The 14,545-nt window shown below is 31.6% G+C and carries 12 protein-coding genes; 1 reads left to right on the plus strand and 11 read right to left on the minus strand.

Annotation, left to right across the window (positions count from 1 at the left end; translation table 11 throughout):
* Positions 1-72: 72 nt before the first annotated feature.
* From ACJRPK_RS13350 to ACJRPK_RS13375, 6 genes are all read right to left on the minus strand, one after another.
* Positions 73-867 (minus strand): hypothetical protein, encoded by a 795-nt coding sequence (locus ACJRPK_RS13350; protein WP_407140637.1) that lies wholly within the window; start codon positions 865-867, stop codon positions 73-75.
* 369 nt (positions 868-1,236) lie between these two features.
* Positions 1,237-2,349 carry an SMP-30/gluconolactonase/LRE family protein gene (locus ACJRPK_RS13355; RefSeq protein WP_407140638.1) on the minus strand — a complete coding sequence of 371 codons (1,113 nt, stop codon included), beginning with the start codon at positions 2,347-2,349 and terminating at the stop codon, positions 1,237-1,239.
* Between the two features lie 71 nt (positions 2,350-2,420).
* A complete protein-coding gene (locus ACJRPK_RS13360) occupies positions 2,421-2,996 on the minus strand; it encodes a Crp/Fnr family transcriptional regulator (protein WP_407140640.1) in 576 nt (191 codons plus the stop codon).
* A 271-nt stretch (positions 2,997-3,267) separates the two neighbouring features.
* Entirely contained in the window at positions 3,268-3,768 is a 501-nt protein-coding gene (locus tag ACJRPK_RS13365) for a hypothetical protein (protein WP_407140642.1), read from the minus strand.
* 752 nt (positions 3,769-4,520) lie between these two features.
* Complete coding sequence (locus tag ACJRPK_RS13370) at positions 4,521-7,004, minus strand: YCF48-related protein (protein WP_407140644.1); 2,484 nt, start codon at positions 7,002-7,004, stop codon at positions 4,521-4,523.
* A 354-nt stretch (positions 7,005-7,358) separates the two neighbouring features.
* A complete protein-coding gene (locus ACJRPK_RS13375; protein ID WP_407140646.1) occupies positions 7,359-7,940 on the minus strand; it encodes a hypothetical protein in 582 nt (193 codons plus the stop codon).
* Positions 7,941-8,066: 126 nt separating this feature from the next.
* On the opposite strand from ACJRPK_RS13375, the gene ACJRPK_RS13380 reads away from it, so the two are divergent.
* Complete coding sequence (locus tag ACJRPK_RS13380) at positions 8,067-8,264, plus strand: transposase (RefSeq protein WP_407140648.1); 198 nt, start codon at positions 8,067-8,069, stop codon at positions 8,262-8,264.
* Between the two features lie 154 nt (positions 8,265-8,418).
* Here the strand turns inward: ACJRPK_RS13380 and ACJRPK_RS13385 are convergent, their stop codons facing one another.
* The 5 genes from ACJRPK_RS13385 to ACJRPK_RS13405 form a co-directional block, all read right to left on the minus strand.
* Positions 8,419-9,831, minus strand: coding sequence for an RtcB family protein (locus ACJRPK_RS13385; RefSeq protein WP_407140650.1), 1,413 nt, complete (start codon positions 9,829-9,831; stop codon positions 8,419-8,421).
* A gap of 365 nt (positions 9,832-10,196) precedes the next feature.
* Positions 10,197-10,835, minus strand: a complete 639-nt coding sequence (locus ACJRPK_RS13390) for a hypothetical protein (RefSeq protein ID WP_407140652.1) — start codon at positions 10,833-10,835, stop codon at positions 10,197-10,199.
* A 509-nt stretch (positions 10,836-11,344) separates the two neighbouring features.
* Positions 11,345-12,454 (minus strand): hypothetical protein, encoded by a 1,110-nt coding sequence (locus ACJRPK_RS13395; RefSeq protein WP_407140654.1) that lies wholly within the window; start codon positions 12,452-12,454, stop codon positions 11,345-11,347.
* A 137-nt stretch (positions 12,455-12,591) separates the two neighbouring features.
* Positions 12,592-13,260 carry a hypothetical protein gene (locus ACJRPK_RS13400; RefSeq protein ID WP_407140656.1) on the minus strand — a complete coding sequence of 223 codons (669 nt, stop codon included), beginning with the start codon at positions 13,258-13,260 and terminating at the stop codon, positions 12,592-12,594.
* Positions 13,261-13,433: 173 nt separating this feature from the next.
* Positions 13,434-13,892 carry a hypothetical protein gene (locus ACJRPK_RS13405; RefSeq protein ID WP_407140658.1) on the minus strand — a complete coding sequence of 153 codons (459 nt, stop codon included), beginning with the start codon at positions 13,890-13,892 and terminating at the stop codon, positions 13,434-13,436.
* Positions 13,893-14,545 lie beyond the last annotated feature (653 nt).

The raw sequence follows: 14,545 nt of genomic DNA on the forward strand, positions 1-14,545 counted from the left end.
GTTTTTCATGGTGACAGTTTGAATTTAAAGTTAGTAAATTCGAATTATTAACTGTCCTATTTTTAGGGAAGCCTACAAATTTATTTCTTCTTTTTTTACTTTTAGATTTTTATCATTATAACTATAAGTATCTCCATAAGATAAATTTCCATCCGCTGAGTATTTTTTAAATTCAATTTCGTTGTTCTTATTGTCGAATTTAGATTTATTTATGTATTGTATTGTGCTGTCCTTGAAGTAGCCAGTATGCTCGATTAGATTGTTTTTTAAATCATACTCAAATGTCTTTCGATAAGATGGGTTATTATTAGCATCAAGATTTATTTCTTCGATAAGATTTTTGTTATCATCGTATATATAGTTCATTATATCAATAACTACATTTTTTGAGTTATAGCTAATTTCAGAAACTTTGTTTCCTGATTGATCGTATTGAATTATTCCTTTTGCGACCAATTTATTTCCATTTTTATAAAAAGAATTTTCTATTTCTCTTGATTTTTCATATTTGTAGGTTCTCTTATATTGAATAGAAAGATCACTATTGTAATTAATATGCTCTATTTTGTTATTATACCTATCATAATGCGTGGAACTTTTAGAATAAAACCCACCCTTAGATGTGTAAACATATTCATCTATTTGATTCCCGGATATATTAAAGGTAATATCAATATCTAAATGATCTTCTCTTGGGACTATTAAAGGTTCTACTTTTACAATTTTATCGTTTTCCATGAGTGCCTTAAAACAACGCATTTTTAGCATTTTAACACTTCCCGTCAATCCCAGTTGATCTAATTTATTTTCATTTTGACTAAAACCTATAAAGGAAACCAGTAATAAGATAATAATTTTTGCTTTCATTAAATTTAAATTGTTTTTATTTTTAAATGTAGCCTAACAATGTTATATAATTTCCAAAGGTAACTATACTTCGCATTTACGATTCACTACCCTAAGTATACAAAGTGGAGTTGGTAGCGGGTTTTAACAGTGACTAAACTACAGATTTTAATTAAGATAAGCGAATTTTGTTAAGCACTAGTTAATAGCCACTAGCCAGAAGGTAAAATTTTATTGAAGGAAGACAGGAAATAGGATAGCATGAGGCTTAACTGAGCTCTATAGAAATACTCAGCAATCGACATACTAATAAATATCGACCCGGTTTAGTTAATACGGCCTTCATGCTCGGTCGTACCGACCACATGAATGGTTAGTTGTTAGCCACTGTTATTTATCTAATTTGTATTTCGAAATATGACCAGAAACATCTCCACCAAGGAAAAGATATCCATTGTGCTCTTCAACAGAGGTTGCTTCTGCCACAAACTCTCCAGTTGTATCGTAATATGTTTTTAAAATCTCTCCATTGCAACTCAAATGCATTAACATTCCATAAGGCACTCCTTCTGGTTGTAAAAAAGATGGAAGACCGTAAACGATTTTTTTAATTACAGGTTTTGGATGTATTTCATCTAATGAATTATCTCTTTTAGTAGAAAACCCAAGCCAAAAACTACCATCTAATCTTCTAGAAATTCCGTTTGGAAAGCCTGGTAAATTATCTAAAAAAACATCTTTAGTTCCTTTTTTATCACCTTTGAGCCAATATCTAATTATTCTATATCTTGCTAAATCAACCATTAAAACGAAGTCATCATTTTGAGATACTGCAACTCCGTTTCCAAAATAAGTTCCATCTATAAGAGTTTTTACTCGTTCGGTTTTTGGGTCGTAACTATAAAGCCCACCATCTGGTTTAGCTTCCATTAATAATTTCCAAATATTTTTATTGCTAAAGGTCAGTTTTGATGATGTATTTGTAAAGTATATCATCCCATCTTTAGCTATATCTACATCATTAGGTATTAAGAACTTGTTGCCGTTCTCATCTTCACTTGCCAAAGTTTTTATTTTACCATTTTGGTCAATACTTATCAAACCTCTTTCTAAGTCGCAAGCAATAAGATTCTGATTATAATCAAAATGTAATCCCGTAACCCAAGATTCTGAATTCGCAAATACAGAAACTTTTCCTGATACATCGATTTTTAAAACTCTACCATCTGTGAAGTCTGTTTTAGAAATGTGAACTCCACAATACAAATTTCCTTGATTATCTACTGCAATGTCCTCTGGGCCAAACCAACCATCTAAATCTATCCGCTCGCTTGTGCTTAATAATTCATTTTCTGCAAGTACTCCTTCCTGCTTTGGTAATAACGATGGCGACCAAGCTACTGCACTAAATGACCAAGAGTTATATAGAACACTAATACTACATACTGAAAATATTGAGAGTATTATGATAATTGATCCCTTTATTTTCCTTGATATTTTCATTGTGTTTCTTTTTTTACGATTTACAAAACACAAAGAAACAACAGCCTTTAATATTTACATCTTGACATTTGTTAGGAAATGGAAATCTCTTTCCTAACTCGACTTAGCGATTCGGAAGCTATGCCAAGAAAACTGGCGATTTGATGTTGAGGAACTCTACTTATTATTTTTTTGTCGTAATTTTCTAAAAAATCTAGATACTTTTTTTTTGCTGATTTTGTCTGCATTGTTAAAGTTCTTTCTAAAGCACAAAGATGATTTTTTTCGGCTAAAATTCTACCGAATTTTTCAAACTTTGAAGATTCTTTATATAACTGATCCAAACTATGAGATGATATTTCATAAACGATGCTATCTTCAATAACTTCTAAAATTTCTGAAGAAGTTGTTTGATTGATAAAACTGTTGAAAACCGTTATAAATTGATTGTCACAAGCGAAGTAAGTAGTAATATCTTTTTCGTCTAAACTTTTATATGTTCTTAATAGTCCAGATTCAATAAAGTACAAGGACTCTGCCATATTTTCTTCTTTAATTAATACGGTTTTCGCTTTAAACTCTTGCTTTTTTAGATGTTTAGAAAATTTTTCCCAGTCACTTTCTGTCAACCCAATTAATTCTTTCAATATTTTATTTAGTTCGTTCATTTTTTTTAATGTTTGTTACGGGACATTTACACTAAATTAGTTTCTAACCTTGTTATTTTTTGTTTATTTCTAAGATGTCTCTCATCAATGAAACCTAAAAATATATTTCTAAAAAAGACGTTCCAAATCCCATTTCCTATATGGTCAATAGCAACATGTTTTTCTTTATAAAGCCAAATCAAAAAGATTTGGCGAACTCAGTAAATATACGCTAAACATAGGATGTAGCATTTATTAGCTATGTTTTATAAATCGTAGTAATAACTAGTTTTTAATTCTCAATCAAATGCTCAATACTCTGTCCTGAATAAAGGTAAGATAATCCATTTCCATCACCACCACTCGATTCAGAATCGGAAATTGTTATTTTTAGTTTTTCAAATAAATAATTTCCTTGCTCAATTTCTTTAAAGTCATATCCTTTTGAGTTCAGCTGATTTAAATAAATATTAATATCCTTTTCAAACACCAATTCAATATTATCAATCCAAACTTTAAGTCCCCAATGAACTTCTAATTCACTAAGGGTATTGTCTTTGTCATAACTCAAAAAGAAATAATTTTTCGTTCCACTTATGTCTTGATAAACATCCCTTTTTTGGTCAATATCGTGACTTGTATCACCATCGAAGAATTCAGACATTTCAATCACTTTATCATCTTCTTTGTGTTGATTCTTTAGTTTTTGTCTGACCGATTTTCTATCATCATTCCAACGGAAAATATCAGAGTTCAATTTAAATCCTTCGTGCGGTAAAATCTCTATTTTCATATTTGGTCAACTTGTAGCCTAACAATGCTATATAATTTCCAAAGGTAACTATACTTCGCATTTACGATTCACTACCCTAAGTATACAAAGTGGAGTTGGTAGCGGGTTTTAACAGTGACTAAGCTACAGATTTTAATTAAGATAAGCTAATGTTAGCCAAGTGGCAGAAGTCAATATGAGGGAGACACAGAATACTGACTTATTAAATTCAAGTTATGGTTCCTGATTCCTGATTCATTACTACACGATTATTTGAAACTTTAAAATTTAAGATTTTTTATTTTACATTTAGTATTCAAAATACACCCTTTCCGACCGCGCGTTGCTTGGCCACCTTTCCCTGTCTAGGGAAAGGAGCCGTTTTTAGATTACTTACCCACTATAATCGCAACCGTCAAAGCACAGTTTAATCCATTTGTAACACTCACACAATTTATGGGCTTATTAAAAGTCAATACTATAGGTCTAAAACAGGCTAATAAAGTAATGCATCTATCCGCTATCGAATATAATTTAAAGAAGTACTTAAAATTCATTAAGAAAGACTCAATAAGTAAAGCGGGAGTGTTTTGATCCATATTTTTCGATCAGAATGCCTTCTAAGGCCTGAAATAAAGCGTTTAGAGCAATTTGTATTGCAGTAGTTATTAGTATATCGTTTTAAAGAACCAGCGCTTAGATCCAAGATTTTATACCGATCTTATCATTTTTAAGGGCTTATGCAACGGTTACCGGTGTTGGCAACAGTTATTTTATTTCCTAATTATTTTTTTTGTTATAGAAGAATTATCTGATTCAACTTTTATAAAATAAATACCTGGATTTATGGAATTAGGAATATTATTCAATTTGATTATTTGAGATGAGTAATATTCTTGTTTTGAATATACTGTTTGACCTAAAATATTTGTTATCGATATTAATAATTTTTTGTTTTCAAATCTTTCAGGTACAGAGATATTAATGTTTTCATCAAACGGATTTGGGTAAACTGCAATTTGTTCCTCATAGAAATCCTCAATACTTAATTCCGTGTTTACAACAACATTAATTTCCGTATATGTAGATTCGCCACAGTCATTTATTTTTTTTGCTTTCAATGTATGTAACCCCTCTGTTTCCCATAAAACTTTAACTTTATAATAGCTCGTATTATTATCTACTATTAACGTTCCTCCACTATCTAGTACCCATTCAGTTGTTGAAAATAAATCAACAGGTATTATATATTCTTCTTCTGTATTAATTAAAGTATTATCATTACCAAATATGAGTTCAGGTTCAGAAGGTATATATGTTTTTAGATTTTGAATAAAATTATAGTCCCATAAGAAAATATTATCTTCATTTTCAACGTAAATATTTGGATAAGAGCTATTATAATCAGCCCAAAATCGCTGAGACCATGTTAATCCATTGTCATGAGAAATATATAGATTTCCACTATTATCAAGTATCATAAATGAATCATCATCAATTGCTTTTATTTTATTGATATAATATGAAATGTTACTTTCAATAAGGTTTTGGTTGGGAATATCATATATAAAAATTTTACCTCCTGGATATCTAGGGTAGAAATATATTTTATTTGGATTACTATAATCAAATCTATCATATTGAAGATTGTGAGAATAGCCTGAAATCTGTGCAACAAAGTCCCAAGTTGTTCCTCCGTCGTTTGTTTTATAAACTATAGGTTCTGAATTTGTAGAACTACCATATAATATAAAGTTATCTTCATCTATGAACTGATATTGTCTAGTTGTCACATCACTAGGTGTTGGAATTAAACTCCAAGTTAAGCCTTTATCAGTTGAATGATGTATGTTTCCAAACCCAAAAACATATAAATCGTTTACTGATACTTGGGTAAGTTTACTTACTGAATAGTTTGTGTCAGCTGGCAAATCAGTAATATTTAAAATTGGACCATCTACCCATGTTGCTCCTTTGTCAAAAGATTCAGATATAATATATCCTTCACCATAATTACTTGGATTGGAATATCTCCAATGACTAATATAATCACCTTCTGCATACAAAGTAAAGCCGACAACACCATCTGTCTCATAGACTTTTTTCCAGCTAGAACCTTTATCTTCAGAGATTAAGATTGAAGAATGAGTGTAGTTACCTCCACTTACAACTGAATAGATATATTCATTTTCATTAATTTTTTTGAAATATCCAGCACTATTAGAATTTCCTTCTCTCGGTGAACCACTGTCAAGTTGAATCCAATTTGCTCCTCCATCTATAGTTTTATATATAAACCTTCCCATATTTGGTGAACCTTGTTCTTTCTTTCCTATAGCAAAACCAACATTGTTTGTTGTGATATATATATCAGTTAAATAGCCATCTTGGTTGATATTTGCACTTTCTTCAATTCCATTTCCTATATCAACTTTTTTAATTCCATTTACTACATAACTTGAATAATATAAGAAATCATTATTTACTGTAAATGCTCCAGTAGTCCATTCAACATAATAATTTGTTTGTGTCCAAGAATTTCCACCATCAACAGTTTTGTAAATGAAATCTCCTCCACTTAAATATCCTGTTTGAGAATCAATAAATTGTAATTTTTGTATATATGAGTTTGAGGGATTATTCTCAATTGTCCATGTTTCTCCTCCGTCAATAGTTTTGTAAAAGTCATTACTTCCCCAAACATAACCTATGTTTTCATCTAGGAACAATACATCATTTGGACTAAAACCACCAAAATCAAGTGTTGAAATGTTTGATGTTACTTCAATCCAAGTTTCTCCACCATCAATTGTTTTGTACAAAAAAGCTGTATCATTAACTAAATAATCATTTATACCAACTAGATATCCCAAATCATCATTAATAAAATTGACTCCTGTAAAATTTTCAAGACCATTAATTCCTATTCTTCTTTCCCAATCTATTCCCTTGTTTTCAGTGAAAAGAATAATTCCATCTGCGCCAAAAACAAAAGCTTTGTTAGAATCAATTAATTCAACATCATTTAATGGATTATAATAAAAAGCTTGGTAATGAGGTAGTTCATATGTTTCCCAAGAAATCCCACCATTATTGGTGGTCAGTAAAGAAGAACCTCCTATTACAAATCCATTATTTTCATCCCAAAATCTAACATCAGACAGTGCACTTATCTTGTTTTCAATATATTGTCCACATTGAGAATATGAGTTATAAAAAATTAAAAAGGTGATAATAATTGGTAATACTTTTTTCATTTGTAATGTTTGTTTTAATTGTTGCCAACAATGTTATATAATTTCCAAAGGTAACTATACTTCGCATTTACGATTCACTATCCTTAGGTTACCAAGTGAGGTGGGGATTTGGTTTTAACAGTGACTAAACTACATTTTTTATTTAAATAAAGCCAATGCTAGTAAAATGGCACTAGATATTAGCCATTAGCCAGAAGGAAAAATTTTATTGAAGGGAGACAGAAAACAGAATAGCATGAGGCTTGACTTAGATCTATAGAAACATATCGCAATCCAAATAGTAACAAGTATTGACCCGGTTGAGTTAACACCGTATTTATAGCTGGTCCGATCGACTGGATGAATGGTTAGTTGTTAGCAACTGTTTTTTATAAATTCTTCAATTCCGTTCTCAGAATGCAAATCAAAAGATTCGGATTTGTACCAGTCTATAGCAAGAAAGTCATAAGTCTTTACAAATTCAGAAAGTCCATTTTTAAATTTATTTTCCAGTTCTTCGTTTTCTATTCTTCCTGTCGTCCAAATATATTTTAGTTTTCCATTGTCTTCGTCTAGTAAAAGAGCAAACTTTTTTGAGCCAAAACCAAACGGAACTTTTTCTCCAGTCAAATGTCCAACATTCTGATGAACAACTTCTTTAATTCTTTCCATTCCATTCTTCTCAAAAATTTCCGCAACAGATTTAAAGTCAATTTTTTTGTCAATAGTCTTTATCGGTATTTCACCAATTTCGGTAATGTCTGTAAATCCGTAACCGTCAAAATGTTCTTTTCCAAATTCGTTGATTCTATTTGACTCCTTTTTGATGAATTCTAAATTGTCTTTTGGTAGTAATTCAATCATTAAATGGTCATCTTCCCACAAATGCAATACGTCAGCAAACTCATATGGTTTTTTCTCTTTTGGTTTAATTCCGAATAGTTTTCGTAGGTTCATTCTCAAATTGTGCAGTAGAGTAGAGCCTGATAGCTCTACTCCTATGTCTATCTGTTAAAGATATAAATATTCTAGAACTATCAGTGTCCCCTTCATCAAACCGTACGTGAACTTTGGAGTCACAACATGAAAGGCAAACGACAAAGCACAGTTGAGCCGGTCTTTGGGACACTCACACAATTTATGGGCTTATTGAAAAACATTACTATAGGTCTAAAACAGGCCAATAAGTGTATACATCTATCCGCTATCTCCCATAATTTAAAGAAGCATTTAAAATTCATCAAGAAAAACCCAGTACGTAAAGCGGGGGATTGTATTTAATCCATATTTTTCGATCAGAATGCCTTCTAAGCCCTGAAATAAAGTGTTTAGAGCAATTTGTATTGCAGTAGCTATTAATATATCATATTAAAAAACCAGCGTTTAGACTCTAGATTTTATACCGATTTTATTTTTTTTAGAGCTTGTGTAATGGTTACCGGTGTTTTGTGGTGTTTTTCTTTTCCTTCTCCCTTTGTTCTCGTTTCTGTCTTGCCTTAACTTTCCAAGGAGCATCAATGCCCCAATCTCCAGCCATTATGCAACCATAAGGCAAAATTTCATCTACAACTTCCCCCAAACCAAATTCTTTCATTTGATCTTGTACATTTTGTGCATTTTTATAAGCACTTGGCAATTCTGAAATGTCAATATGGTTGGAGAAAAAACGAATATCTAAACCATCAGTTTCTTCTGCAAAAATTTGTTCTTTCGTTTTACCTACTTGGTTTCTCTTGTGTTGCGTTCTACTAATATTTCTGCCAGCTCCGTGAGGTGCAAAACCTAAATTACTTTCAGTTGTTTCTCCTTTTACAATTAAGACAGGTTCACTCATATTCAATGGAATTAGTCTTAATCCATCTTGCGAATCAGGCACAAATTTATTATCCAATGGTGTTGCTCCTTTTGCGTGATAAAATAAATCATCTTCCTTAAACACAAAATTATGTTCGTTCCAAAATCTATTTACAGGTTCAATATTTAACCCTTGATATGTCGCATTATGAATTACTGTATGGTTTAATTTAGTCCAATCTCTAATTATCTGAAGAGCTTCCCAATACGTTTTTCCTTCATCAGTATCGTAAGGAATCCAAGCATTTTTGGCTAAGGTCTTTGGAGATATTTCTTTTCTAAAATATTCAGCCAATTTCATTCCAGTTGAATACAAGTTTGCTCCAAAACCACGACTTCCGTGGTGAGTCACCATAATTGTCTCACCAGTATTTTTTGACCTACCCATAAATAGGAAATGATTTCCATCTCCTTGAGTTCCCAAATGAGTTTTTGCGAAATTTATACTTCTTTCGCTGTTAAGGTATTTATTGTTTAAAATTCGTTCTAATAATTCCTTTTCTAATTCAAAATGGTCTGTACGACCACCACCTCCAAAATGTGTTACTGAATGAGCAATATCTAATGCTTTCTTTGGGTCTATCATACCAAAGTTTGTCATCATTACAGAGCAGCAAATATCCGCACTGTGCATTGCAGGGTGAATTGCGTTTTTTGTCGCAACAATTCCACCAACTGGAATTTGTCCATTTTCTCCAGTTGGACAAGCATCTGGCATTACTGCACCTTTTGTAATTGTAGGTGTTTTCATCAACTCTTCCATTGTCTCGAAAACTTGCTGAACATTAGATACTTCATCTTCTGATTCAGCTCTTATATTCTTATAATATGACAATGAATTTTCATATGGGTTTATAATTTCAGGCATTATAGAATTAGCATAATTCAATATTGATTGACCTTCCAAATTGTTTTTATTGGCAAATTCAATTATTTCCTCGAAGTATTTTGAGGGTTTTAAACCTAAACCTATTAATGTTTTTCCTGTTATCATTTTTAGTTTTTTCTAAATTGTTGCCATCAATTTTAAATAGTCACTTTTGGTAACTATATAGTTCTTTTACGATTCACTATCCTTAGGTTATGAAACGGGGTGGGGATTTGGTTTTAACAGTGACTAAGCTACAGAATTTAATTAAGATAAGCGAATTTTGTTAGGCACTAGTTAATAGCCACTAGCCAAAAGGTAAAATTTTATTGAAGTGAGAACAAGAGACAGGATGACAGCATGAGATATGATTGAAATCTATAGAAACACATAGCAATCCCTATACTCACTTGTATCGACCCGGTTTAGTCAACACGGCGTTCATGCTCGGTCGTACCGACTGGATGAATGCTTAGTTGTTGTGCATAGTTTTATCTTAAATAATTATATACACTTCCTGGTTTATTGAAAGATTCAACTATGTCAAATGTTATATGAATCTTAGAGGTGTATTTTCCTTTATAACCTTTTTTCTTGATCAACTGGATGAGTGTTTTTAATATTGTTTGATCATATAGTTCAGCCTTCTTCTGCTGCATTATTTCAGTGTTTTCAAATAAAAAAATATACTCCGATCCAAGACTAATTAATCTCTGAATAGTTGGTTCTTTTAATGAGCTAAGTATTTCGCGATCAAGGACAGTTAATTGAGTCTCCTCAAATAACATTTTATCGTATATTATATAATCTACATTTAATTCTTTAGCTGAAAAATTTTTCGGAGTTTCTGGATTTAACTTATTATAGATTTTAATAAATCTCTCTCCTATTATCTGTCTGTCTAAATAATAAATTGGTAGTTTAGTTTCATCGATTTCTTTATCAATTATCAACCTAAGTCGTGGCCCAAAGCTTTTAACTATTGGCTCATAATATATATCGGCATTTAAAAGATGTGCAGAATATTCCTTAATTAGAAAATCATTCAAGTGGGAATATTCAGGAGTTAGTTTTTCTATTCCTTCTTTTACCTTTTTTGCTTTAATATATGTTGGATCATTTGTGAGCATAGTCAATTTTATTTATTAAGCAGTAGAGTAGAGCCTGATAGTTCTACTCCTATTTGTATCTGTTAAAGATATAAATATTCTAGAACTATCAGTGCCCCCTTCATCAAACCGTACGTGAACTTTGGAGTCACAACATGAAAGGCAAACGACAAAGCACAGTTTAACCCATTTGGGACATTCACATAATTTGTGGGCTTAGGCATAATCAATACTATAGGGCTAAAACAGGCCAATACGTCTATGCATCTATCCGTTATAGCATATAATTTGACGAAGTCCTTAAAATTTATCAAGAAAAACCCAATATATGAAGTGGGAGTGTTTTTACTCCATATTTTTCGATCAGAATGCCTTCTAAGGCCTGAAATAAAGCGTTTAGAGCAATTTGTACTACAGTAGCTATTAGTATATCATATTAAAAAACCAGCGTTTAGGCTCTAGATTTTATACCGATCTTATCTTTTTTAAGGGCTTGTGCAACGGTTACCAATGTTGTAAGTAGTACTTATTCACCCTTCTTTCAATGGTTTTAAGACTAATTCATCTATTATTTCATATTCTTTATCTCCCCAATGACTATCTCCTGGAATAGCAGGAACTTCTAACCAATGAGTAACTTCTCCGTTGTCTAAAACTGTCTTTTTAGGAAATAGTTCTCCTCTCTGATTTTTCTGTATTGATTCTAAAGTTTCATTTAATTCATTTATAGACTTATAGTCACTTATAATCAATGAAATCAGATTAAACAATCCGATTAGAGCGTTGTCAACCTTTTCTTTATTTAGTTGTTTTCCATTATGAATAAAATCATTTCTGGTTTTACGAGCGAAGTTTAAAAGTCTATAAACTTCTAATGGAATATACCCTTTTTGAAACAATACCTCTATTCGTGTAGATGTTGTCCAACTTCTAAAATCTTTTAAGAAGTCTTTTCTTCCTTCAACTATTCCCTTAATTTCCTTATCAATCACTTGGGATTTCCATATTTGATTGACCAACTGCTCAATGGAAGTCCATAAAAATATAAGACTTTCAGACCATTGATTTCTAACATAATGAGATGTCCCATCAAGTAGCATATTTGGCGAAAGATTTTTTATTTTCTCAAAAATCAGTTCCCCTTTTTTATAACTATCCTGTAATTCAGTAATAGTTATTGAATTAGGTTCTAATAGTTTAATCGCATCCATTGTTCCAACAAGTTTATTTCTTATTGATTTATGAAAACCAGCAACAAGACCAGAACTTCCTCCGTGAATTTTTATATAACCATCAAAAAACAGAGTGCCAAATGAAATATTATCAGGCTGTACAGATTCAGAATAGATTCCTCCAAGTAATAATATTCCTAATGTTTGATTAAATTTCGCCAAAGAATCTTCTTTGTTTGAAAACTCTTTAGTGGCTGGTAATACTAAACTTCCGTCAAATCCAATACCAAGTGATAGAGGTGCAATACCAATATCTATAAACGTTGACATTCTATTTAATTTGACATAATCATAGTCTTTACCATTGATTTGCTCAAGTGAAGGGTCCCATATATCAGTTTCTCTTACTATAATCCTGAAAGGTTTACAATTTCCTATTATTATTGGTGTATGATTATTGCTTTTCAATTTAGTTATGTCGGTTTTGGGTATTACTTACAACGTTAAGTGTATGTTTTGATTGGTGATAATCGTTTGCGTAGCGATAGCGCAGACAAACTATTTGCCAAATGAAATCATACATAGTGTTGTGTGCTTTATACTTTTTAATCAAAGTAGTTTCTCCAACTACTTCCATACTTGTTGTCAAAATTTAATTTACTATCGAATTTGACGTAAATAAATTTGTTATTTTTTAAGTAGTTGAATTCATCATATGGTTTAATTGAATGAAAGTACAGTTCTCTTATTTCACTCTCCTTTTGTTTTGCTAATTCTAATTGTGATTCGTCATGGCAAAATATAATAATGGTTCTGTTAAAAAGTTTGACACACCATAAATTGTCAACCATCTTTCTAATTGACTCTTCCATCTGTAGTTCACTTACTTCATGGAAAGCCTCTTCACATGCAACGCTTTTGAAAGAACTAAAAATTGTGAATATTATATTGTCATAAGAGTTGTATTCAGGGTATTGTTCAATGAATATTTCAGATGCTTTTTCTTCCAGAGAAGGATACGGGTATTTTTCTCTTAGCCTAGAGTCTTTGAGGGAATCCAAAATCACATGTAATCTAGGTGCTGTGCCGAGAACTTTTCCAGCGGTTAGCATACCTTCATTTTTATGTTTAAGTATGTCAACGTATATGTTGAGCGGTTTGACTTTGAATTCATTAAAGAAAGCATCATAAAACCCTCTAAAATTAGAGTCCTTTTCTAAAAGACCATTTCTAATGTTTTTTGTCTCAATATATTCTTTGTCTCTACTTGTCATTTGTTATGCATAACGTTTAATATATGTGTCGTAGCAAGGCAAATTGTTACCGTGCTTTTCGATTTTTATTGCGCATTGGTTGCTAACTTTTATTTTGTGCAGGCATTGCGCTTTACCAAAAATACAATAACCATTCGATTGATCACTTTGCTGCTATGATCACATATATAATGTTAGGTTCCTTTATTTATTTCTCCGAATCGTTTAATTTTTGCGAAGGCTTTGTGTCTGAATTTTTGACTATATTTTTCATTTTCTATTAACCAGTTCAGTCCTTTTTTTAATTCAGGATTAATTTCATTCTCGTTCAACCATTCAATTCCTAATTCAGCCCAATGAGTTGAAATGCCAAAACTTACTTTAATTACTTCTATTTCCAGTTCAGCGATTTGGAAATCTGAGTTCAATTCAGACTCATCTATCTTTTCATTTAAATAATTTCCAAAATCGGTTCGATTCATCTCAAGAATAGGTAGAATTCCGAGTATTCCACCCTCCTCAAGAGATTTTAGTCCTTCGGCTGTATCAGCAAACCAATTTCCATATTTATCAACTCCAGCATAATATCCACTATTTTTTATATCAAAAATAGGGGTCCATTTTATATATTTTCCGCTTTTGGTCTTTTTCAATTTAAATCATTTTCATTGCACCTAAAACTGTTAAATAATCACCTTTGGCAACTATATTTCTCTAATATCTATATCAAAAAGCAACTAAAAGTTACCAAGTGGGGTGAGGATTTGGTTTTAACTGTCACTAAACTACAGATTTTATTTAAATAAAGCTAATGTTAGGCACAAGGCAAAAGTTTATAAAAGGGAGACAGGAATCATGACGCCAGCAAGATACATGACAATTAAATTCAAGTCTTGGTTCCTGATTTACGATTTATTACTACACTATTATTCAAAACACACCCTTTCCGACCGCGCGTTGCTTGGCCACCTTTCCCTGTCTAGGGAAAGGAGCGCTGTTCTATATTACCCACCAACTATAAAGGCAAACGACAAAGCACAGTTTAATCCATTTGGGACACTCACACAATTTATGGGCTTACGAAAAATCAATACTATAGGTCTAAAACAGGCTAATAAAGTAATGCATCTATCCGCTATAGCGTATAATTTGAAGAAGTACTTAAAATTCATCAAGAAAGACTCAATAAGTAAAGCGGGAGTGCATTTAGCCCATATTTTTCGATTTGAATGTTTTTTAAGGCCTGAAATAAAGCGTTTAGAGCAATTTGTATTGCAGTAGTTATTAGTATTTTGTTTTATAAAAC

This window comes from Aquimarina sp. 2-A2 (assembly GCF_045505135.1).
GTDB classification, from domain to species: Bacteria; Bacteroidota; Bacteroidia; order Flavobacteriales; family Flavobacteriaceae; genus Aquimarina; species Aquimarina intermedia.

Coding starts and splice junctions, on each gene's coding strand:
- ACJRPK_RS13380 (WP_407140648.1), top strand. CDS start 8,067: ATGAAAGGCAAACGACAAAGCACAGTTGAGCCGGTCTTTGGGACACTC.
- ACJRPK_RS13390 (WP_407140652.1), bottom strand. CDS start 10,835: ATGCTCACAAATGATCCAACATATATTAAAGCAAAAAAGGTAAAAGAA.
- ACJRPK_RS13350 (WP_407140637.1), bottom strand. CDS start 867: ATGAAAGCAAAAATTATTATCTTATTACTGGTTTCCTTTATAGGTTTT.
- ACJRPK_RS13370 (WP_407140644.1), bottom strand. CDS start 7,004: ATGAAAAAAGTATTACCAATTATTATCACCTTTTTAATTTTTTATAAC.
- ACJRPK_RS13400 (WP_407140656.1), bottom strand. CDS start 13,260: ATGACAAGTAGAGACAAAGAATATATTGAGACAAAAAACATTAGAAAT.
- ACJRPK_RS13355 (WP_407140638.1), bottom strand. CDS start 2,349: ATGAAAATATCAAGGAAAATAAAGGGATCAATTATCATAATACTCTCA.
- ACJRPK_RS13385 (WP_407140650.1), bottom strand. CDS start 9,831: ATGATAACAGGAAAAACATTAATAGGTTTAGGTTTAAAACCCTCAAAA.
- ACJRPK_RS13365 (WP_407140642.1), bottom strand. CDS start 3,768: ATGAAAATAGAGATTTTACCGCACGAAGGATTTAAATTGAACTCTGAT.
- ACJRPK_RS13360 (WP_407140640.1), bottom strand. CDS start 2,996: ATGAACGAACTAAATAAAATATTGAAAGAATTAATTGGGTTGACAGAA.
- ACJRPK_RS13375 (WP_407140646.1), bottom strand. CDS start 7,940: ATGAACCTACGAAAACTATTCGGAATTAAACCAAAAGAGAAAAAACCA.